Origin of the sequence: Streptomyces winkii, from assembly GCF_032248595.1 — a bacterium.
In the GTDB taxonomy this organism is placed as follows: domain Bacteria; phylum Actinomycetota; class Actinomycetes; order Streptomycetales; family Streptomycetaceae; genus Streptomyces; species Streptomyces winkii.
This window is the reverse complement of the sequence record NZ_JASTTH010000004.1, coordinates 563,603-584,724: the sequence shown is the minus strand read 5'-3', so window position 1 is coordinate 584,724 and position 21,122 is coordinate 563,603. Positions and strand designations below refer to the sequence as shown.

Below are 21,122 nucleotides of genomic sequence, written 5' to 3'. Positions count from 1 at the left end.
CCTGTCCCGGTCCGTCGAGCGGACCGGCCGTCTCCCCGCGGAGCCCGGCCACCACGCGCCGCCCCCGCAGCGGCACGAGCCCGACCTCGACCGGGATGCCCGGCTCGAAGCGCACGGCCGTACCGGCGGGGATCGCGAGCCGCCTCCCGCGGGCGGCGGCGCGGTCGAATTCGAGCCCCGGATTGGCCTCGGCGAAGTGGTAGTGCGAACCGATCTGGACGGGCCGGTCGGCCGCGTTGAGCACCGTGAGCCGCAGTACGTCGGCGCCCTCGTTGAGACGCACCGGCGCACCGGAATGAACGATCTCTCCTGGGATCACTCGGCGACGCTCCTTTCCGCCGTCCCCGCGCCCGTGGTTCCGCCGGGCCGGGCCCGGGACTCGGGATTCAAGGTCGGGGGTCCGGGACTCGGGTTCCGGCTCAGGGAATGGGCCTGTGGACGGTGACGAGCTTGGTGCCGTCGGGGAAGGTCGCCTCGACCTGGACGTCGTGGATCATCTCCGGGACGCCCTCCATGACCTCGTCCCGGCCGAGGACCGAGCGGCCCGAATCCATGAGTTCGGCGACCGGACGGCCGTCCCTCGCACCTTCCAGCACATGGGCCGTGATCAGCGCGACGGCCTCCGGGTGGTTGAGCAGCACGCCACGCCGCCTGCGCTTTTCCGCCACGTCCGCCGCGACGTGGATGAGCAGCCGCTCCTGCTCGTGCGGCGTCAGTCGCATCGTCCCTCCCGCCCCGCGTCTCCCGCCGTCCCGTGGCGAGTACGTACCCGCGGCGAGTACGCGTCCGCAGGTCGCCGCAGCCTATGCCGGGAGCGTTTCACCGGCGTTAACACGGGGTCCGGTCCGTGCCGCCCGGGGCACGGACCGGACCCCGCACCGCTGCGGCTCCTGTCGCCGCTGCGGACCTCAGCCCGGCAGGAGAGCCCCCGCGAGCGCGCGCCACTCGGGAAGCGGCAGCGCGTTGAACGTGTCCTCCGTGACGACCTGAAGCGCCACGTGGTCCGCCCCCGCGGCGAGGAACTCGTCGACCCGGGACCGTACGGCCTCCGCGTCGCCGATCGCGTAGACCGCGTCGAGCAGCCGGTCGCTGCCGCCGCCGGCGAGGTCGTCCTCGGTGAAGCCCATCCGCAGCCAGCTGTTGCGGTAGTTGGCCAGCGCGAGGTAGCGCTTCAGATAGCCGCGGGCCGTGGCGTGTGCACGGTCGAGGTCGGTGTCGAGGACGACCTTCAACTCGGGGGCGAGCAGCGCGTCCTCGCCGAGGACCGTGCGCGCCTGAGCGGTGTGCTCGGCCGTCACCAGATACGGCAGCGCACCCAGCGCCCTGTCGCGCGAGAGCTCCAGCATCCTCGGCCCGAGGGCGGCGAGGGCGCGCTGGTGCGCCGGAACGGGAGGCGCCGAGGAGTCCAGCGCGTCGAGATACGTGCGCATGGCGCTGTAGGGGCGCCGGCGCCGCTCCTCCCGCTCGGCCTCGTCGGTCGCCGCCTCCGCGTGGCTGACGCCCAGGCCGAGCACGAAACGGCCGCCGTGGGCCGAGTTGAGCGCGGCGTGACGAGCCGCGACGTCCTCCGCCCGGTGCTGCCAGATGCTCATGATGCTGGTGCCCACGGTGAGCCGGGTCGTGGCGGCGAGCAGCGGCTCGGCCGCCTCGGGCCCGGGGCTCCCGCCGATCCAGAGGGCGCCGTAGCCCAACTCGTCGAGTTCCGCGGCCGTTTCGCCGATCTCCGTGCGGCGCGAGGGGCTGGTGGAGCCGAGTGCCGTGCTCCACACGCCGATCGTGCCGAGTCGTTCCGTGTGTTCGCTGTGTCGTCGGTTCGTCGCCATGCCCGTACAGACGGCACGGACGCGGAAGGTATTCCGGCCGGTCGTCCGTACGGGGACGCGGATTCGTCCGCCTGGCGCCGCGGGGGCGGCCGTACGGCGGCGGGGGGCGGCCGGGTCGGTCACAGCCGGTCCGGCGGCGGGCGCATTCTCCACGCGCCCGTCACTTCTCGCGGAATACCCGTGCGGTCCCGTCAGCCCCGGCTTTCGAAGGAAAGCGCTTCGAGGGCGGTTTCTGTTTCCTTCATTGACTTTCTGACCTCGGCATTTCTACTCTCACGCAGCGTTTCGAAAGGCCGGGAGCTTCCGGACCCCGCGAGGAGTAGTGACATGCCGGGTATCGCGGAGCACGAACGCCAGCAGGAGGTCCTGCGGCTGCTCGAAGGCACGGGAAGGGTGAGCGTCCCGGAGCTGGCCGAGCGTCTGGGCGTCTCCGTGGTGACGGTGCGCAAGGACCTCGACGCTCTGGAGCGGCGACGCATCCTGCGGAGGGTGCGCGGCGGCGCGGTGGCCGTACGGGGCGCCGACGAGGGCGCGTTCGAGATGCGGGTGCGCTACCGCGTCCCGGAGAAGCAGGCGATAGCGCGGGCCGCAGCGGAGCACGTCCGCGACGGCGACGCCATCGTCCTGGACTGCAGCACCACCTGCTATCACCTGGCCCGGGAGATACGTGACCGCAGCGGTCTGATCGTCGTCACCAACGGCCTGCGCGCGGCGGAGGTGCTGAGCGAGTCGGACGCGACCGTGGTGATGCCGGGAGGCACGCTGCGCCGTTCCTCGTGGTCGCTGGTCGGCGAGTTCGGCGAGGCGTTCAACGGGCGGGGACGCGTCGCCCGGGGCTTCTTCGGCCTGCGCTCCCTCTCGCCGGAACTCGGGCTGCTGGAGCTGTCCGCGGAGGAGACCGAGGCGAAGCGCGTCCTCGTATCGATCTGCGACGAGGTGTACGGGCTCTTCGACTCCGGCAAGGTCGGCCGGTTCGCCCTGCACACCTTCGCGCCCTCGGACCGGATCACCGCTCTGGTCACGGAGGGCGGCGCCCCCGACGAACTGGTCGAGCAGTGGCGTGCGGTGGGCGTGCCCGTGCGGCGGGCCCCCGTACAGGCGGAAGCGGCGACATGACGGCCCGGCGCCAGGTGCTCGCCGTGGACCTCGGAGCGGAGAGCGGACGCGTCGTCCTGGGACGGTTCGACGGGGCGGCGATCGGGACCGAAGAGGTGCACCGCTTCGCGAACGTCCCGCGACGGGACGGGGACGGAGTCCTGCGCTGGAACCTCTCCCGGCTGTGGAGCGAGGTCCGCGACGGGCTGGCCAAGGCGGCCGCGCTCGCCGACGGCCCCGTGGACTCCGTCGGCGTCGACACGTGGGGACTGGACTACGGCTTCGTCGACGCACACGGAGCGATCCTCGACGACCCCGTCAGCCATCGCGACGGCCGTACGCGGGGCATGCTCGCCGAGGCGGCCCGGCTCGTGGGACGCGACAGGCTCTACGCGGACACCGGCATCCAACTGCTGGAGGTCAACACGGTGTTCCAGCTGCTGGCGGACGAGCGGTCCGGAACGGGCCGGCACCGCCGGGCGAGCCGCATGCTGATGCTGCCGGACCTCTTCCACCGTCTGCTGTCCGGCAGCGCCGTGGCGGAGTACACCGCGGTGAGCACGTCCGGCGCGTACGACATGACGCGCCGCAGATGGGCCGTGGAGCTGCTGTCGGACCTCGGCATCCCGACCGGCGTGCTGCCCGAGGTGGTCGAACCGGGCACCGATCTCGGTGCGCTGCTGCCGGAGGCGGCGGACCACTCGGCGTACCGCCGCACGCGCGTCGTCGCGCCGGGCAGCCACGACACCGCGAGCGCGGTGGTGAGCGTGCCGTTCGAGGAGGCCGCCGCCGAGGGCCCCGCCGCGTACATCTCCTCCGGAACGTGGTCCCTCGTGGGCGTCGAGTCGGACGCGCCCGTCGTCGACGAGGGCTCGCGCCGCGCGAATCTGACCAACGAGGGCGGCGTCCTCGGCACGATCCGGCTGCTGCGCAACTGCATGGGGCTGTGGCTGCTCCAGGAGTGCCGCAACCACTGGGCGCGGGAGGGCCGGGAGTACGGCTACGGCGAACTGGTCGCGCTGGCGGCGCGGGCGCCCGCGGGGCGCAGCGTGGTCAACCCGGACCACCGGGACTTCGTGGAGCCCGGGGACATGCCGGCCCGCATCCGCGAGTACTGCACGCGTACGGGCCAGCCGGTGCCGGACGGCGTGGCGGAGACCGTACGCACGGTCCTGGACAGCCTCGCCCTCGGCTACCGCATGGCCCTCGAAGATCTGGCGCTGGTCACCGGGCGGCAGCCGGCCGCGGCGCACATCGTCGGCGGAGGCTCCCGCAACGCGCTGCTCAACCAGCTCACCGCCGACGCGAGCGGCCTGCCGGTCCTGGCCGGGCCCGTCGAGGCGACCGCGGTCGGCAACATGCTCGTCCAGCTGCTGGCCCTGGGGGAGTTGGCGGACCTGTCCGAGATGCGTGCGGTGGTGCGTGCCGGGCAGCGCGTCGGCCGCTACGAGCCGGGAGGCGCGGGCGCGGCGGAGGAGTGCTACGGCCGCTACCGGGAGTGGGTCGCGGCCGATTCGGCGGAGGCGGGGATCACGGACTGACGAAGCAGCCCGGCCCGTCGCTCGGGCCGGGTCACAGGAAGGGAGAGGCAGGATGCGGATTTCGCGAGGCGTCGCGGCGGGTGTCGCGGTCGCCGTGTCGGCGTCGCTGACGCTGGCCGGATGCAGCAAGAAGAACAACGGGTCGGAAGGGTCCGGCGGCGGAGGCGGCCCGAAGGTGGCGTTCGTGCCCAAGGTGCAGGGCATTCCGTACTTCGAGGCGATGAACAAGGGCGGCAAGAAGGCCGCCAGGGACCTGGGCGCGCAGTGGATCTACAAGGGGCCGACGACGGCGGACCCCGGCGCGCAGACCGACATCGTCAAGTCCCTGCTCCAGCAGCGGGTCGACGTGCTGGCGGTGGCGCCGAACGACCCCGACTCGATGCCGCCGATCCTGCGCGACGCCAAGGACCAGGGCGTCCACCCCATGACCTCGGACACCGACGCGCCGAACTCCCCGCGCGAGGTCTTCGTCAACCAGGCCACTCCGGAAGGCATCAGCAAGGCGCTGACCGACACCCTGATGAAGAAGACGGACGGCAAGGGCGACTACGCGATCGTCTCGTGCGGTCAGACCGCGGAGAACCTCAACTCCTGGATCAAGGAGCAGAAGAAGTACACGGCGCAGAAGTACCCGAAGGCGAAGATCGTCGACGTCGTGTACGCGGGCGAGGACGAGGCCAAGGCCGTCTCCATGGCGAAGGACCTGATGAACGCGCACCCCGATTTGAAGGGCCTGGTCGGCGAGTGCACCACGTCCGCGCCGGGCGTCGCCAAGGCCGTCCGCGAGGCGGGCAAGACGGGCGAGGTCGCCACCACCGGCGTGGGCACCCCGAAGTCGATGAAGCCCTACCTCAAGGACGGTTCGTCCGCGGGAGCCGTCCTGTGGAACGTCGAGGCGCTGGGCTATCTGACGGTGTGGGCCGGCAAGCAGGTCAGCGAGGGCAAGCAGTTCAAGAAGACCAACCGGGTCAGCGACGAGTTGCCCGCGGTGAAGTACTTCCCGGACCGCAAGGAGCTGCTCCTCGGCGACCCGCTGCGCATCACCAAGGACAACGTGGACGACTACGACTACTGACGGCGCCGCAGGCCGCGGCCCGTGAACGACGGCCGCCGCCCGGACCGGGCGGCGGGTTCACCGGGCCCGGCCGCCCCGCCCCGACCGTCCGAACGAGGCGCCCGGGGAAGTGAGATGACCGAGAGGAGTGAGATGACCGAGTCCGGGACATTGCTGGTCTCCCGCGGCATACGCAAGCGCTACAGCGGCGTGCAGGCCCTGCGGGGGGTCGACTTCGACGTGCGTGCGGGCGAAGTGCACGCCCTGGTCGGCGAGAACGGCGCCGGCAAGTCCACCCTCATCAAGATCATCTCAGGTGCCGAGGCGGCGGACGCGGGGGCGGTCGAGGTCGGCCGTACGCCGCTCGCCGCGGGAGACACCAACGCGGCGCTGGCCGCCGGTGTCGCGACCGTCTACCAGGAACCGCAGCTCTTCGGGGAGTTGACCGTCGCCGAGAACGTCTTCCTCGGCCGGGAGCTGCGGCGGGGCGCCCTGATCGACTGGGGCGCACAGCGCCGGCGCGTCGCCGAACTGCTCGAACGCCTCGGCCTCGACCCCTCTCTCGCCGACGAGAGAGCGGCCGACCTGCCCGTCGCCGAGCAGCAACTGGTCTCCATCGCCAAGGCGTTCGCGCACGAGGTCCGCGTCCTGGTACTCGACGAGCCCTCCGCCATCCTCACCGACCAGGAGGTGCAGACCCTCTTCCGCGTCATCGACTCGGTCAAGGCCGAAGGCGTGGGAGTCGTCTACATCAGCCATCGCCTGGACGAACTCGTCGTGGTCGCGGACCGGGTGACGGTGCTGCGCGACGGCGAGGTCGTCGCGACGCGCCCCGCCGCGGAGCTCACCGTCCGGCAGATCGCCGAGCTGATGGTGGGGCACGCCCTGGCCTCCCGGCAGGTCAGCCGCGCCGCCCCCGCCGCCGATCCCGTGCTGGAGGTCCGCGGACTGGCCGTTCGCGGCGCCTTCCGCGGCGTCGACATGGCGCTGAACCGCGGCGAAGTGGTCGGCCTCTACGGCCTGGTCGGCTCCGGCGTGAACGAGGTGGCGCGGGCGCTGTACGGGATCGACCCGGCGGACTCCGGCACGGTGACCGTCGCGGGCGAACGGCGGCGGCTGCGCAGCACGCAGGACGCGGTGCGCGCCGGCGTCGCGATGCTGCCCGCGAACCGCAAGGTCCAGGGCGTCTTCGCGTCCAAGTCGATCGCCTTCAACATCTCGATCGGCCATCTGCCGCTGCTCAGCAGGCTCTCCGTCATGATGGACCGCCGCCGAGAGAAGACGGTGGCCGCGGAGTTCCTGGAGCGGATCGCGATCAAGGCACCGGGAGTGCAGAGCCTCGTGGGGACGCTCTCCGGAGGCAACCAGCAGAAGGTGGTGCTGGCCCGGTCACTGGTAGAGCGGCCGGACGTGCTCGTACTGGAGGAGCCCACGCAGGGCGTGGACGTCGGCGCGAAGGACGAGATCCACGACATCGTCCTCTCCCTCGCCGACCGGGGCAGCGCGGTGCTGACGGTCTCCTCCGATCTCGCCGAACTCCAGCGCCTGGCCGACAGGGTGCTCGTCATGCGCGAGGGCGAGGTCGTCGGGGAGTTCCCCCGCGGAGCCTCGCAGGCGGACCTGCTCTCCGCGGCGGCCGGCGGCTCCGAGGCGGAGGAGACCACGTCGCTGGACACCGCGAGGGCGGCGATCACCAAGGAGGTGCCCTAGCCATGGCATCGGCGACCGCAGGCACCGAGAGCGCGGCCCCGCGCGCGCGGCGCGGAACGCTCCGCCTCGCCGAGGGACAGGAAGTCGTCCTCGCGGGACTGCTCGTGCTGCTCTGGCTCACGCTGGGCCTGAGCACCGACACCTTCCTCGCCGCGTCCAACCTCCAGAACATCCTCTTCACCGTCGCGCCCGTGGCGATCGCGGGCATCGGCATGACCGCCGTCATCGTCACCGCGGGCATCGACGTGTCGGTCGGCGGGACGATGGCCGTGGCGGGCGTCGTCGTCGCCAAGCTCATCCGGGACGCCGGCGTCGGGATGCTGCCGGCGGTGGCCGTGGCGGTGCTCGTCGGCGCAGTCCTCGGGCTGGTCAACGGGGCGCTCGTCGCGTACGGGCGGCTGCATCCGATCATCGTCACCTTCGGCACGCTCAACCTCTTCCGGTTCGTGGCCCTCCAGATCTTCGACTCCAAGCAGGTCTCCGGGGTACCGGGAACGCTCGGCCTGATCGGGGGCGGCGAGAGCGGGCTCACCCTCGGGGTGCCGCACGCCGCGCTCCTCGCGCTGGTGCTGGCCGCCGCGGCGTGGACGTACATGCGGTACGTGCCGACGGGCCGGCACCTGTACGCCGTGGGCGGCGACGCGGCCGCCGCGCGCCTCGCGGGAGTCCGGGTCGAGCGCCGCCAGATCAGCGTCTACGTGCTCGTCGGCCTGCTCGTCGGCCTCGCGGCCTGCGTCAGGATCGGCTCGGGCGGCCTTGTCGGACAGGACATCGGCACCGGCTTCGAGTTGGAGGTCATCGCGGCGGTGGTGATCGGCGGGACGAGCATCCTCGGCGGACGGGGCAGCGTCGTCGGCACCCTCCTCGGCGCGATGCTCGTCAGCACGATCACGAGCGCCGTGACGCTGCTGCGCTGGCAGAACGAACTCACCCAGCTCTTCATCGGGCTGTTCATCGTGGCGGCGGTCGGTGCGGATCTGCTGCGCGAGCGAAGGAGGCGGCGGCTGTGAGCTCTTCGACGCCGGAGACGGGAGCACCGGCGGAGGCGCCCGAGGCGCCTTCCGCGCCGGAGAGGGACGGAGCAGGCCACGGTCCGCTGCGCCGGGCGGTCACCGTGCTGCTGACCGAGCGCGTCGTCCTGCTCGCCGCGCTGCTGGTCGTCCTGCTGGTCTGGATGAACGTCCTCGACGCCGGCGGCTATCTGCTGGCCCCGTACGACGTGGCCTATCTCGCCTCCGCACTGGAGACGATGGTGCCGCTGTGCATCCTCGGCCTGGCCGAGCTGCTCGTGATGGTCTCGGGCCGGGGCGGCATCGACCTGTCCGTGGGCGCCATGGTCAGCCTCACCGGCATGTGCTTCGGATTCACGGTGAGCGAGTGGGGGTGGCCGCCGCTGCTCGCGGTCGTGGCGACGCTCGCGGCCGGTGCGCTCCTCGGGGCGGTCAACGGGTTTCTCGTGGCCCGGCTCGGCTTCCCCGCGCTGATCGCCACGCTCGCCACGTACTACGCGTACAGCTCGCTCTCCCTGGTCGGCAGCGGCAACAAGCCGATCTCCACCGCGCCCGTACGGGACCTGCACTCGATGACGAGCCGCGTCGAACTGCCCGGTCTGCCCGGCCTGCCGATGCAGGTCTTCACCTTCATGCTGCCGTGCGCCGTGCTGATCTGGCTGCTGGTCGACCGCTCGACGTTCGGGCGCAAGCTGTACGGGGTCGGGACCAACGACGTGGCGGCCCGGTTCGCCAACGTGTCGGCCGCGTCCGTAAGGCTGCGGGCGTTCACGCTCTCCGGGCTGCTCTCGGCCGTGGTGGCCGTCGTGACGGTGGGCCAGTTCGCCTCGGCACGTCCGGACGCCGGGACCGTCGGCAACGGCATGGCCCTCCCAGCGATCACCATCGCGGTGCTCGGCGGCGTGGCCATCACGGGCGGGATCGGCCGGGTGGGCGGTGTCGTGGTCGCCGCGCTGCTGGTGGCGTGGCTGAACGCGGGGATCCTGCTCGCGTTCGAGGGCTCGCAGGGCAGTCGCACCCAACTCCTCGCCCTCGGCGTCCTGTTGGTGTGCTCGGCCCTGCTGAACTCCGTCACGGCACGGCGGCTGGGAGGCACCCGATGAGCGCCCTGTGGAGGCCGGAGTCGGTGCCCGGCGAGCTCGTCGGACTCACGCGCAGGCTCGGCGACCCGGCGGCGGACCTCGTCGTTCTCGCCGAGGGCAACACCTCGACGCGGCTGGCCGACGGCACGTTCGCGGTCAAGACGAGCGGCGCGCGCATGGACACGGCCGAGGAGGGCGACTTCGCCGTGGTCGACCCGGAGGAGCTGCTTGCCGTGCTGCGCGGCGAAGGCGGCAGCCGCGGACGGCAGGGCACGCAGGAGGAGGTGACCGAGGCGCTGGCCGTCGACGGCCCGTACGAAGGCCCCCGCCGTCGCGCCTCAGTCGAGACGCTGGTGCATCTCGCCGCCCTCGAGTACGCGGGCGCGACCTGGGTGGCGCACACCCATCCGACGGCCGTGGTCGGCCTGCTGGCCTCCTCGGCCGCCGAGGAGCTGTGGCGGGCGCCGCTCTTCCCGGACGAGGCGGTCGTCCTGGGCCGCCCGGCGTGGGTTCCTTACGCCGCACCCGGGCTCCGGCTCGGCCGCGCCGTCGTGGATTCGCTGGTGCGCTACCGGGAGGCGGAGGGAGTCCCGCCGCGCCTGGTGCTGCTGGGCAACCACGGCATCGTCGCGCTGGGACGGTCCCCCGCCGAGGTGGAGGCGGTCACCGCGATGTGCGTGAAGGCGGCACGGGTGCGTTCGATCGCCCTCGGGGCAGGGGAGTTGGCGCCGCTGGACGCCGGCCACGCCGCGGCACTGGCCGGCCGCGGGGACGAGACGGAGCGGTGGGCACGGCTGGGAGGCGCGTGATGAAAGGCTTCCGCGACGTCGAGGCCGTCTTCTTCGACATCGGCGGCCCGCTGTACGACGACGAGAACTTCGTACGCGCCGTGCTCAGCGCCCTCGACGAGCTGCGGGCCGAACGCGCCCGGCCCCCGGCCGACAGGGAACGGTTCCGGCAGATCTACGACGAGACGCGGGCCCGGCAGCACGGCTCGCTGCGCGCCGCCCTCGCCGAGGAGTTCCTGGGCGGCGCCGCGCACCGAGGGTTGCTCCACGAGCGGACGGGCCCGTACTGGAAACACCCGCAGGGCAGCCTGCACACCGACGTCCTGCCCTGTCTGCGGGCGCTGCACGGCAGCGTCCGTACGGGCGTGGTGGCCAACCAGGAGGCGACGGTCGTCGACGCGCTGCACCGCGACGGAGCCGCCCCCTACGTCGACGTGTGGGCGGTCTCCGGGATCGTCGGCGTCGAGAAGCCGGACCCGGCCCTGTTCCGCTGGGCCCTGCGGGAGGCGGGCACGACCGCGGCGCACGCCGTGCACGTCGGCAACAGGCTCGACACCGACGTACGTCCGGCCCGGGCGCTGGGCCTCGGCACCGTGTGGGTGCTGCGCGGCGAGGCACCTCCGGAGCCGACGGCCGCGCAGCTCGCCGAACCCGACGTGGCCGTACCGGACTTGAGCACGCTGCCGGAGACGCTGTTCCGGCTGCCCGCGCCGGGCGGCGCGTCCGCCGCGCGCGACGGGGACGGGCCGCGGTGACGGTCGTGATCGGCGTGGACGTGGCCACGGCCGACGTGCGCGCCACCGCCGTCGACCCCGCGGGCTCGGTCGTCGCCACGGCGGCACGGCCGCTGCCGCCGCCGGTGCGCCCGCGGCCGGGCTGGTCCGAACAGCCCGCGCGCTACGCGGAGGTGGCGTTCGAAGTTCTGCGCGCGGTGGCGGAACGCCTCGCCGGGCGTCCCGTCGCCGGCCTCGCGGTGACCTCCACCTCGGGCACAGTCGTGCCCTGCGGTACGGAGGGCGTCCCGAGAGGCGACGCGCTGCTGTACGACGACAGGCGCGCGGAGCGCAACGGCGGCCCGGCGCCCGCGGCGGACGAACTGCCCGCCGCCCTGGGCCGGATCGTATGGCTGGAGAGGCACCGGCCCGCGCCGCGGTATCTGCACGTCGCGGACGTGGTGGTCGCGGCGCTCGCCGGAGAGATCCAGCCGACGGACGGCAGCCACGCCCTCAAGGCGGGCGCCGACCCGGAAAGTCTCGAATGGCCCCGGCAGTTGCTGACGCGGCTCGGCGTCGGCCCCGGCACGCTGCCCGCTCTGGAGCGTCCGGGCGTGGTCGTCGCCGGAGTCTCCGCCGCGGCCGCGGCGCGTACGGGGCTGCCGGAGGCGGTGCCGGTCGTGCTGGGCATGACCGACGGCTGCACCGGGCAGATCGCGGCCGGGGCCGTCCGCGTCGGCGACGCGGTGAGCGTGCTCGGCACCACGCTGGTGGTCAAGGCCGTCACGCAGGCCCGACCGCGCGCGACGGACTCGGCCGTCTACAGCCACCGCGCGCCGGACGGCCGCTGGTGGCCGGGCGGCGCGAGCAACGTCGGCGCGGGCGTGCTCGGCCCCGCCTCGTCCGGCGCCGACCCGGCCGGGACGGACCTGGCCGCTCTCGACCTCGCCGCCGGCCGGCACGGTCCCGCGGCCGTGTGCTGCTACCCGCTGACGCGCCGGGGCGAGCGGTTCCCGTTCGCCAGGCCGGACGCGGAGGGCTTCTGGACGGGAGAGCCTCGGGACGCCGTCGAGAGGCACCGGGCGCTGCTGGAGGGCGTGGCCTTCACGGAGCGGCTGGCTCTCACGGTGCTCGGCCGCGCCGGGGGTCTCGCGGACGACGGCCCGCTGCGCGCGGTGGGCGGCGCGAGCCGCAGCGACGTATGGCTCCGGATCCGGGCCACCGTCACCGGACGTTCGGTGTCGGTGCCCGAGCATCCGACGAGCGGCTTCGGCGCCGCCGTGCTCGCCGCCGCCGCGACCGTCCACGGCTCGCTCGCCGCCGCGGTGGCCGCGATGGTCCGTCCGGCCCGCACGGTCGATCCGGACGAGGCCGAGCGCGAGGCCCTCGAAGCCTCCTACGGGCGCTTCCTCGCGGGGCTGCGCGAGCACGGCTATCTGGCCGGGGACGACGAAGCGCCCCGCTCCGGGGGAGCGGGGCGCCAGGGCTGACGGGCAGCGGTCGGGACGTGGAGGCCGTGGCGGGAATCGAACCCGCGTAACTCGCTTTGCAGGCGAGCCCCTGAACCGCTCGGGCACACGGCCGTGCCTTCGTGATGCCACGACGGTAGGCCGGGCGCCCCGGCCTGCGGAAGGCCGCGCGGGACAGTGCCAGGAGACCGCAATACGCCGTTCACACCGGGCGGTTCACACACGCGGGGAGCGGTGCGTCACGCCGTGGGCGCGCCTTGCTTCGCGGTGTCCGCACCCGTGCCGCCGGGCTCGCCCGCTGCCTCGGCCTCTTCCCGCTCACGGGCCAGATTGCGCCGGTGCTCACGGATCGAGTATCCGAGCGCCGCCGCCCAGATCGCGTAGAGGACCACGTACACCACGGTCTTGACCGGGCCGCCGGCGGCGATCCAGTCGCTGTCGAGCAGCGTGCGGGTGTTGGTGATGACGATGATGCCGCCGACGGCCGAGCCGAGAACGCGCGGCGGAACGTGCCGCACCAGCCACGCCGCGATCGGCGCCGCGATCACACCGCCGACCAGGAGTGCCGCGGCCCAGGCCAGGTTGATGCCCTCGGAGCCCAGCCCCGTCAGGAAGCCGATGCTCGCGGCGACGGTGACGAGGAACTCGCTGGTGTCGATGGAGCCGATCACCTTGCGCGGTTCGAGCCGCCCGCTGGCGAGGATCGCGGGAGTGCCGACCGGGCCCCAGCCGCCGCCACCGGTGGCGTCGACGAACCCGGCGACGAGACCCAACGGCGAGAGGAAACGCTTCCGCAGCGGCTTGTCCAGATTGCGGGACGAGAAACCGGAGAAGGTGAAGCGGCCGAGCAGGTACACGCCCAGGGCGAGCAGGATGAGGGACATCACGGGCTCGGCGACAGCGGTGGAGAGCTTCGAGAGAACCGTCGCACCGGCGAACGCGCCCACGGCGCCCGGGATTCCGATCTTCGCCACGACGCGCCAGTCGACGTTGCCGAAGCGCCAGTGCGAGGCACCGGAGGCGAGCGTCGTGCCGATCTCGGCGAGGTGCACGGTGGCGGACGCGGCGGCGGGGTTGGTGCCGACGGCGAGCAGCAGCGTCGTCGACGTGACGCCGTAGGCCATTCCCAGGCTGCCGTCGACAAGTTGGGCTCCCAGACCCGCTATTGCCAACAGGATGAGCGTGCGCATGCTGCCCCGATCTGAATCCCTAGTATTCCTACCGCTTTGATAGGGAAATCTGCCGGATGGCAGGAGAGCAGGTCAAGGGCGTCTCGTCAGCTGGACATGATCAGGGATTCGTCCACGACTCCGGTTGCTCCGCGAGCTTGTAGACGCGCTCGGGAAGCTTGGAGCACGCGATGTCGGCGAGCGTCACCTCGCCCAGGATCGCCCGTACGTTGGCGCGCACGGCGATCCACAGCGGCAGCAGCGACTCCGCGGGCCCGGTGTACGACAGCGCGGGCGGCCGCTCGCCCCGTACGGAGACCAGCGGGCCGTCGACCACGCGGATCACGTCGGCGACGGTGACCGTCTCGGCGGGCGCGCTCAGCTTGTAGCCGCCCTGGCCGCCGCGGCGGCTCACCACGAGCCCGCCCCTGCGCATGTCGTTGAGGATGCCCTCCAGGAACTTGCGCGGGACGCCCTGGGCGTCCGCGATCGCCTCGGCCTTGAGCGGGCAGTCGTCGCCCGCGGCCGCCAGTTCCAGCGCGGCACGCACCGCATAGTCCGCTCTCGCCGAGATCCGCATACCGGCATTGTCCTGCACACGCGCGCGCCCGCGGGACGGGCGCCGGAACCGCTCACGCCCGTCCCCGAGGTCCGGCGGGGAAGGCTCGGCGGAGGCTCGGCGCCGGTGCTTCAGCGGCGCGGTGCCGCGAACAGGCTCTGCACGCCCCGGCCGATCTGGCCCTCCTCGTCGTGGAGCGCGGACTCCGTCATGCCCACACCGGCCTCGTCGATGCTCGTACGGGCGTCCACGCAGACCCATTCGCCCCTGGGGTGCCGGTGCAGATGAACAGTCAAGTCCGGGTTGACGAAGAGGTGTTGGGAGAAGTCCAGTACGTTGCTGACGCCGTTGCCGGAGTCCGCCGCCACCAGCACCCGGTCCAGCGGCGCCGGCTTCTCCCCGTCCACGAGCGGGACCCGCATCCGCAGCCAGCAGGCCGCGGGTCCCCGGCCGAGGAACGAGCCGTGCGCGAAGCGGGCCTCCATGGCCGTGTGGTAGCCGACGTCCCACGGGACGGGAAAGAACGGCTCGGCCCCGGAATCGTCCGGGCCGGGGATCTCCGGTCCCGGGGTCTCCTGCGGGACCGAGCCGGGCAGGGTGCGGATGCGCAGCGCCCGCGCGCGCATGACCTCCTCGCCGCCCTCCGGCGTCAGTGACGCCTCGACCAGCTCGACGCTGCGTCCTTCCCGCAGCACGCGCGTGGCCACCGTCAGCGGCTTCAGCGGCACGGGGCTGGTGATCTCGAAGGTGAGCCTCGCCAGGCGCATGTCCTCGCGGGCGCCCGTGCGCGTCTGCACCGCGCGGCCCAGCAGCGCCGCCGGCGGGCCCGCGTGCTGGCTGTCCGCGGACCACGGGCCGCGGGTGTTCTCGGTCGGTACGTACCGGTCGTCCGCCACCCGCTCGAAGAAGGCCTCGGCGGAACTGGTCTTGTCTGTCACGGCTGTTCTCCTGCACACGGTGTGGTGGTCGAGAAGGCTACTGGCAGGTAGTCGGGGTGTCACGGCCGAGGCCCCTGCCGCCCCGGCGGGGGAGAGCAGGTCAGCCCGTCCTGGTGCGAGTCGCGGCAGGTCCCGCGGCAGGTCCCGCACAAGATCGGCGAAGTTGGAGGTGAAACCGAGTTCATGTATACGTTGACCATGGCTACCACCGTGTCCGCGTCCGACGACTGGGACGGAGCCCCGCTGCCTTCGCTGGTGAACCCGGCCCTCCTGCGCGAGACGCCGGCCACCGAGCGCGGCGCGCGACGGCGGTCGACGCTGATCGCGGCGGCGCGCAAGGTCTTCGAGCGCTCGGGCTATCTGGACGCCCGCCTCACGGACATCACCAAAGAGGCCAAGTGCTCGACGGGGTCCTTCTACACGTACTTCAAGAACAAGGAAGAGATCTTCGCCGCCGTACTCGAAGTCGCCCAGCAGGAGATGCTCCACCCCGGCATGGGGCGGCTGCCTGACAGCGAAGATCCGTATGCCGTGCTGGAGGCGAGCAACCGGGCCTATCTGGAGGCCTATCGGCGCAATGCGAAGCTGATGGCGCTGCTGGAGCAGGTCGCCAGCGTCGACCGCACGTTCAGGGAGCTGCGGCGGCGCCGCGGCGAGGCGTTCGTCCACCGCAACGCGCGCGGCATCGCGGACCTTCAAAAGCGCGGCATCGCCGATCCCGGTCTCGACCCGATGCTGGCCTCGCGGGCGCTGTCCGGGATGGTCAGCCGCTTCGCCTTCAGCGTCTTCGTGCGGGGCGGGGACCACCCCGTCGACTTCGAGCAGGTCGTCTACACGGTGACGAGGATCTGGGCCAACGGGCTGCGCTTCCCCGGTCACCGCTGAACCGGAAGCCCCTTCATGACCGGTGGTCATCCGCCGGGTCCTTCTGTGCGCCGTCGCGCCGGGCTGTCATGGGCCGTGGTGCAGCGCGCACGACTCGCTGCATAACTCGCCGCTCCCGTACGGCACTTGGGGCGCGGCGGCGCTCTCCTCGCCGTCGTACGGGCCGTGGCGGCGCGCGCCCGCGCGGTGCCCCGCAGCGGCCGCGTCGTCGCAGCGCAGAGGTTTCTGCCGCGACTGTTGACAGCGTTACTGCCTTCGCCCAGGCTTCGCTCACAGTTGAACCTGACGTCAGCTTACGGTGACCGCTTGCAGTCCACCCCCCCCTCAAGAGGAGTGCCTGATGACTGAAACGGCAGAACCGAGCGGGGAGGCGACCGCGGCGCAGCAGCCCGGGATCGCGCCCAGGAGCCATCGCAAGCTGCTCGCCGCGGGGCTCATCGGCAGCTCGATCGAGTGGTACGACTTCTTCCTCTACGGGACGGCAGCCGCGCTGGTCTTCCCGCACGTCTTCTTCCCCTCCAGCTCTCCGCTGACCGGGACGCTGCTCTCCTTCAGCACCTTCTGGGCGGGGTTCATCGCCCGTCCCCTGGGCGGCGTCCTCGCCGGGCACTTCGGCGACCGCTACGGCCGCAAGCCCATGGTCGTCGCCTGCCTTCTCGGCATGGGCCTCGCGACGTTCCTCATCGGCTGCCTGCCCAGCGCCGAGGCGATCGGGATGACCGCGCCGGTGCTGCTCGTGGCGCTGCGCTTCGTGCAGGGGCTCGCGTGCGGCGGCCAGTGGGGCGGCATCGTGCTGTTGCTCATCGAGTCGACAAGTCCCAAACGCCGCGGATTCGCGGGCACGTTCGGGCAGATGGGCGTGCCGTTCGGTGTGATCCTCGGCAACGTGGCGTTCCTCGCGGCCACCGCCGTCATGCCGGAGGCGTCGTTCATGACGTGGGGCTGGCGCATTCCGTTCTTCTTCTCCGCGGTCCTCTTCCCCGTCGTGCTCTACATCCAGACGAAGGTCGAGGACACCCCGGAGTTCCGGGCACTCCAGGCCGAGGTGTCGAAGAAGAAGCAGACGGTGGCCCGCGCCCCGCTGAGCGAGGCCGTACGGAGGGACTGGCGCAGGATCCTGCTCGCGTGCGGCATGCTCGCGGCCACCAACTGCCTCTTCTACATCAGCATCGCGGGCGTCCTCAGCTACGCGACCGAGAAGCTCGGCATGAGCCACGAGTCGCTGCTCGCTGTCTCGCTCGGCTCCTCGCTCATCGGCGCGGCGGCGATCCTGTGGTCCGGCGCGGCGTCCGACCGGATCGGGCGCAGGCCGATGGTGCTCATCGGCGCGGCGATGCTCGTGGTGTGGGCGTTCCCGTACTTCTGGCTCGTCGACACCAAGAGCCTGTGGCTGTTCTTCGTGGCGCTGGCCGTCGGCAGCGTCTTCCAGTCGATGACGTACGGGCCGGTCGCGGCCTACATCGGGGAGATGTTCGCGCCCAACATCCGCTTCTCGGGCGCCTCGTTGGCGTACCAGCTCGCGGCGATCACCGTCAGCGGCGCGACGCCGCTGGTGATGACGGCGCTCATTGCGGAGACCGGTTCGACCACTCTGGTGTCGGTGTTCGTGGCGCTGATGGGCCTGATCACCTTCGGCTGCACGTGGGCGCTGCGGGAGACCAACCCCGCGGAGGTGCGCGCCGATCCGAACGCCGTGCCGGGCGAACTGCTGCACGCCTGACGGGAGCCGGGCCGGGGCGGGGGTCGGGGCCGGCCCGGCCCGGCGGCCCGTTGCGCGCGAGGCGAACGCCCTGCCCGGGACCGCTGATTCGGGACGGTCCCGGGCGGGGCCGTCCCGAACGCGCGCGACATGCGCGCGACATGCGCGCGGCGTCGGGACCGTACGGCGCGAGACCTCAGTAGCCGCCTGAACTGCCCAGAATCCGCCGGGGATTGGCGCTCATCATGGCCGTGATCTGGTCCTCGGTCACGCCCCTCTCCCGCAGGGCGGGGAGCACGTCGCGGGAGATGTGCAGGTAGTGCCAGTCCGGGAGCAGGGACGGCAGTTCGCGCATCGGATACCAGTCGATGTAGCAGGACGCGTCGTGGGCGAGCACCATCCGGTCCGCGTAGCCGCGGGCGCACAGCGCGGCGACGGTCTCCACGCGCTGCTCGAACGGCAGCCGCGTCTCCAGGCCGAAGCGGTCCATTCCCAGCACGGACCCGCGGTCGGCGACCGACATCAGATAGTCGAGGTCGGTGGTGTCGCCGCAGTGACCGATGACGACACGGCCGAGATCGACGCCCTCGGCCTCGAACACGTCCTGCTGCTCGGTGCCGCGGCGCGTGGCGGCGTGGGTGTGCGTGAGGATCGGTGCGCCGGTTGCGCGGTGTGCCTGGGCGACGGCCCGGAGTACGCGCTCCACGCCCGCCGTCAGCCCGGCCTCGTCGGTGGCGCACTTGAGGATGCCGGCCTTCACGCCGGTTCCGGCGATGCCCGCGGTGATGTCCTCGGTGAACATGTCCACGAGCGGCTCTTCGCCTCCCAGCAGCGTTCCCGGCCCGCGGTACTGGAGGTAGTGCGGGATGTCGCCGTAGGTGTAAAGACCGGTGGCGACCACGATGTTGAGGCCGGTACGCGCCGCCACCCGCTGGATCCGCGGAATGTACCGGCCGAGGCCGACGACCGTCGGATCGACGATCGTGGAGATCCCCTCGGCGGCGAGCGCGTCGAGCCGCCGGGCGGCCTCCGGTATCTGCTCCGACTCCCGGAACCCCTCGTGCTCGGGGTAGTTGTCGGCGAATTCCGGGCTGAGGATGAAGATGTGCTCGTGCATGAGGACCCTGCCCAGCTCCGCGAGCGGCAGCGGCCCGCGGACCGTCTCGACCGTGCCGGCCCCTGCTGCGGGCGTCTCGTCCTGGTGCGTCATGCGGGAGGTGTCCCCTCACGTACGTCCTCGTGTACGGACGCGCCGCCCGTACGTTCTGCCGGTGCCCCCGCGGGCGCGCACGCGGGCGAGTGCGGGGCGGGCACGTTCCGGCCCGCGGGTGATCGGGCGGTGACAGCGACGGTGATCGCGGTGCACGCGGCAGCCGTGCGGCGGCGACCCTAGGCGCGCCCGGATACGGGGTCAATGACCGGTCGGGGGGGCGGTTCCGCGCGTCCGCCGGGCGGTGCTTCCGTGGAACGGAGCCAAGTGCCGTGCGCGGCGACTCACTTGGCCTGCGCGGCGGCGTGCCGGGGCACCGTCAGCGCGGTGAGCGCGGCAGCGAGCAGAAACGCGCAGCCCGCCACCGAGAGCGCCACCCGCAGCCCGCCGCCCGGCGAGGCCCCGGTGTCGTGCATCAGCGCACCGAGCAGGGCGACGCCGATGACGCCTCCCGTCTGCCGCGCCGCGTTGATCACCCCGGAGGCCAGCCCCGCGTGTTCGCCGGGAGCCGCCTCGACCACGGCCGTCGTGGCCGCGGGCATGGTGAAGGACATGCCGAACCCGACGGCTATGAGCGGCGCGACGAGCAGCCCGTACGCGGCGCTCGTCCCCGCACCGGCCGCGGCCAGCGCGAAGAAGCCCGCGCTTCCCGTCAGCAGTCCGGCGAGCATCGTCGTACGCGGACTGCCCGCCCGCGCCGTGAAGCGGCCCGAGAGCGCCGAGCCGATCGTGGCCATGCCCATCTGCGGCAGCAGTGCGATCCCCGTGAGCAGTGCGGAGAGACCGAGCACATGCTGGAAGCCGAGGTTGAGCACGAACAGCTCCCCGTAGAAGCCCAGATTGATCAGCAGCCCCACGAAGGTCGCGCCGGTGAACGTGCGGTCGCGGAAGAGTCCCAGCGGCAGCATCGGTTCGGTGACGCGGCGTTCGACGGCGACGAACGCGGCGCACGCGAGGACGAACGCGGCCGCCGCGGCGGCCGCCGGCCCGCCGGCCCCGCCCCGTCCGCCCTCGATCAGCGCATACGTCAGCGCGGCCAGCGCGACCGCCCCCAGAACCTGCGCGGCCGGGTCGAGTCGGCGGGGGGACGGCGCGGGCGCGGGCACGTGGCGTGCGGTGAGCACCATGGCGAGCAGGGCGACCGGCACGTTGACGAAGAACACCAGCCGCCAGCTGGCCTGACTCACCAGCAGCCCGCCCAGCACCGGTCCGGACGCCGCGGCCAGCCCCGCGACCGCGCCCCACGCCCCGATCGCCCGTGCCCGCGCTGAGCGTTCGGGGAACGCGGCCCGCAGCAGCGCCAGCGAAGCGGGCACCGTCAGCGCCGCGCTCGCGCCCTGTACGAGCCGCGCGGCGACGAGTACGGAGGTCTGCGGCGCGAAGCCGCACGCGGCGGACGACACGGCGAAGAGCACCAGCCCCGCCTGGAACACGCGGCGGGCACCGGCCCGGTCGGCGAGCGCCCCGCCGGTGAGGAGGCCCGCGGCGAGGGTGAGCATGTAGCCGTCGACCACCCACTGGAGCCCCGCCACCCCGGCGTTCAGGTCCGAACGCAGCGCGGGAAGCGCCGCGTTCACGATCGTCGTGTCCAGGATGACCATGAAGTAGCCGAGGCACACGGCAAGGAGCGCGGGTGAGTACGTCCGTGAGTGCGACTGTCCTTCGCCGGAGCCCGTGGAGGCGTCGGGCTCCTCGGCCGGGGCCGCGCCCTTCTTGTTCGCTCGCATCGCAGCAGTCTCGCCGCGGAACAGTTCGGTCGCGGTCGAAGTGACGGCGCGCGGCCGGGCGCGGGTGCGGTACGGGCGCCGCGGGTGCGCGCGCCGCCCGGGGCTCAGGCGCCTTCGGAGCGCCCCGCGTCCGCGGCCTCACCGCTCTCGGCAGCGTCACTGCCCTTGTCGCCCTTGTCGTCCGTGCCGGAACTCCCGTCCGCAGCGGGCAGGTTGGTCAGGCGCACCTCGCCGCGCGCGACGTCGCGGCCCGTGTCGTCGGTGACGGTGACGAGCCAGAGCTGCTGGGTGCGGCCGCGGTGGATCGGCGTCGCGGTGGCGGTGACCGTGCCCGAGCCGATGGCCCGGAGGAAGTTGGTGTGGTTGGCGACGCCGACGACGTTGCCCCGGTCGCCGTACCAGATGGCGCCCGCGACGCTGGCGGCCGTCTCGACGAGCGAGCAGTACACGCCGCCGTGGACGATGCCGTAGGCCTGGAGGAGTTCGGGAGTGATGTCGCAGGTGACGACGGTCCGGTCGCCCGTCAACTCGGGGAAGTCCATTCCCACGGTCTTCTCGAAGCCCGTCCCGAACCCGTTCCCGTTCATTCACTCACTCCGTGGTCGAGGGCGATCCTGTGGCGGTCCGGGCGAAGCCGCCCGGCGCTGCGG

Annotated in this window: 19 protein-coding genes, 1 tRNA gene and 1 pseudogene; 11 read left to right on the top strand and 10 right to left on the bottom strand. The window is 72.6% G+C overall.

The annotated features are described in order from the left end of the window. Positions 1-10: 10 nt before the first annotated feature. The 3 genes and pseudogenes from QQM67_RS14715 to QQM67_RS14705 form a co-directional block, all read right to left on the bottom strand. Positions 11-319: pseudogene (locus QQM67_RS14715) on the bottom strand (urease subunit beta); the annotation flags it as partial. 100 nt (positions 320-419) lie between these two features. Next, a complete protein-coding gene (locus QQM67_RS14710) occupies positions 420-722 on the bottom strand; it encodes an urease subunit gamma (RefSeq protein ID WP_314174270.1) in 303 nt (100 codons plus the stop codon). 186 nt (positions 723-908) lie between these two features. Continuing rightward, on the bottom strand, positions 909-1,823 hold the full coding sequence (locus QQM67_RS14705) for an LLM class F420-dependent oxidoreductase (RefSeq protein WP_314174269.1): 915 nt from the start codon (positions 1,821-1,823) through the stop codon (positions 909-911). A gap of 327 nt (positions 1,824-2,150) precedes the next feature. On the opposite strand from QQM67_RS14705, the gene QQM67_RS14700 reads away from it, so the two are divergent. From QQM67_RS14700 to QQM67_RS14660, 9 genes are all read left to right on the top strand, one after another. Continuing rightward, positions 2,151-2,939, top strand: coding sequence for a DeoR/GlpR family DNA-binding transcription regulator (locus QQM67_RS14700; RefSeq protein WP_314174268.1), 789 nt, complete (start codon positions 2,151-2,153; stop codon positions 2,937-2,939). After that, entirely contained in the window at positions 2,936-4,459 is a 1,524-nt protein-coding gene (locus tag QQM67_RS14695; RefSeq protein WP_314174267.1) for a rhamnulokinase, read from the top strand. Before QQM67_RS14700 ends, QQM67_RS14695 begins: the two co-directional genes overlap by 4 nt. Positions 4,460-4,511: 52 nt before the next feature. Beyond that, positions 4,512-5,534 (top strand): autoinducer 2 ABC transporter substrate-binding protein, encoded by a 1,023-nt coding sequence (locus QQM67_RS14690; RefSeq protein ID WP_314174266.1) that lies wholly within the window; start codon positions 4,512-4,514, stop codon positions 5,532-5,534. 114 nt (positions 5,535-5,648) lie between these two features. Then, positions 5,649-7,223, top strand: a complete 1,575-nt coding sequence (locus QQM67_RS14685) for a sugar ABC transporter ATP-binding protein (protein ID WP_314174265.1) — start codon at positions 5,649-5,651, stop codon at positions 7,221-7,223. A 2-nt stretch (positions 7,224-7,225) separates the two neighbouring features. Next, on the top strand, positions 7,226-8,233 hold the full coding sequence (locus tag QQM67_RS14680) for an ABC transporter permease (RefSeq protein ID WP_314174264.1): 1,008 nt from the start codon (positions 7,226-7,228) through the stop codon (positions 8,231-8,233). After that, positions 8,230-9,336, top strand: coding sequence for an ABC transporter permease (locus QQM67_RS14675; protein ID WP_314174263.1), 1,107 nt, complete (start codon positions 8,230-8,232; stop codon positions 9,334-9,336). Before QQM67_RS14680 ends, QQM67_RS14675 begins: the two co-directional genes overlap by 4 nt. Then, a complete protein-coding gene (locus QQM67_RS14670) occupies positions 9,333-10,124 on the top strand; it encodes a class II aldolase/adducin family protein (RefSeq protein ID WP_314174262.1) in 792 nt (263 codons plus the stop codon). The genes QQM67_RS14675 and QQM67_RS14670 overlap by 4 nt, the downstream gene beginning before the upstream one ends. Next, positions 10,124-10,858 (top strand): HAD family hydrolase, encoded by a 735-nt coding sequence (locus QQM67_RS14665; protein WP_314174261.1) that lies wholly within the window; start codon positions 10,124-10,126, stop codon positions 10,856-10,858. Before QQM67_RS14670 ends, QQM67_RS14665 begins: the two co-directional genes overlap by 1 nt. Then, a complete protein-coding gene (locus QQM67_RS14660; RefSeq protein ID WP_314174260.1) occupies positions 10,855-12,306 on the top strand; it encodes an FGGY-family carbohydrate kinase in 1,452 nt (483 codons plus the stop codon). Before QQM67_RS14665 ends, QQM67_RS14660 begins: the two co-directional genes overlap by 4 nt. An 18-nt stretch (positions 12,307-12,324) precedes the next feature. Here QQM67_RS14660 and QQM67_RS14655 read toward each other — a convergent pair. From QQM67_RS14655 to QQM67_RS14640, 4 genes are all read right to left on the bottom strand, one after another. Next, positions 12,325-12,399: transfer RNA gene (locus QQM67_RS14655), tRNA-Cys, on the bottom strand. A 125-nt stretch (positions 12,400-12,524) separates the two neighbouring features. Further along, on the bottom strand, positions 12,525-13,475 hold the full coding sequence (locus QQM67_RS14650) for a sulfite exporter TauE/SafE family protein (protein ID WP_314174259.1): 951 nt from the start codon (positions 13,473-13,475) through the stop codon (positions 12,525-12,527). A 100-nt stretch (positions 13,476-13,575) separates the two neighbouring features. Beyond that, on the bottom strand, positions 13,576-14,034 hold the full coding sequence (locus tag QQM67_RS14645; protein ID WP_314174258.1) for an RrF2 family transcriptional regulator: 459 nt from the start codon (positions 14,032-14,034) through the stop codon (positions 13,576-13,578). Between the two features lie 110 nt (positions 14,035-14,144). Continuing rightward, positions 14,145-14,951 carry a thioesterase family protein gene (locus tag QQM67_RS14640; RefSeq protein WP_314174257.1) on the bottom strand — a complete coding sequence of 269 codons (807 nt, stop codon included), beginning with the start codon at positions 14,949-14,951 and terminating at the stop codon, positions 14,145-14,147. A 198-nt stretch (positions 14,952-15,149) separates the two neighbouring features. Here QQM67_RS14640 and QQM67_RS14635 point away from each other — a divergent pair, with 198 nt between their 5' ends. Both QQM67_RS14635 and QQM67_RS14630 read left to right on the top strand, forming a co-directional pair. After that, positions 15,150-15,836, top strand: a complete 687-nt coding sequence (locus QQM67_RS14635) for a TetR/AcrR family transcriptional regulator (protein ID WP_314174256.1) — start codon at positions 15,150-15,152, stop codon at positions 15,834-15,836. 340 nt (positions 15,837-16,176) lie between these two features. Then, positions 16,177-17,556 (top strand): MFS transporter, encoded by a 1,380-nt coding sequence (locus tag QQM67_RS14630; protein ID WP_314174255.1) that lies wholly within the window; start codon positions 16,177-16,179, stop codon positions 17,554-17,556. A gap of 175 nt (positions 17,557-17,731) precedes the next feature. On the opposite strand, the gene QQM67_RS14625 is transcribed toward QQM67_RS14630, so the two are convergent. From QQM67_RS14625 to QQM67_RS14615, 3 genes are all read right to left on the bottom strand, one after another. Further along, a complete protein-coding gene (locus QQM67_RS14625; RefSeq protein WP_314174254.1) occupies positions 17,732-18,745 on the bottom strand; it encodes a phosphotriesterase family protein in 1,014 nt (337 codons plus the stop codon). Positions 18,746-19,029: 284 nt separating this feature from the next. Then, a complete protein-coding gene (locus QQM67_RS14620; RefSeq protein ID WP_314174253.1) occupies positions 19,030-20,472 on the bottom strand; it encodes an MFS transporter in 1,443 nt (480 codons plus the stop codon). Positions 20,473-20,576: 104 nt separating this feature from the next. Then, positions 20,577-21,059, bottom strand: a complete 483-nt coding sequence (locus QQM67_RS14615) for a PaaI family thioesterase (RefSeq protein ID WP_314174252.1) — start codon at positions 21,057-21,059, stop codon at positions 20,577-20,579. Between the last annotated feature and the right edge of the window lie 63 nt (positions 21,060-21,122).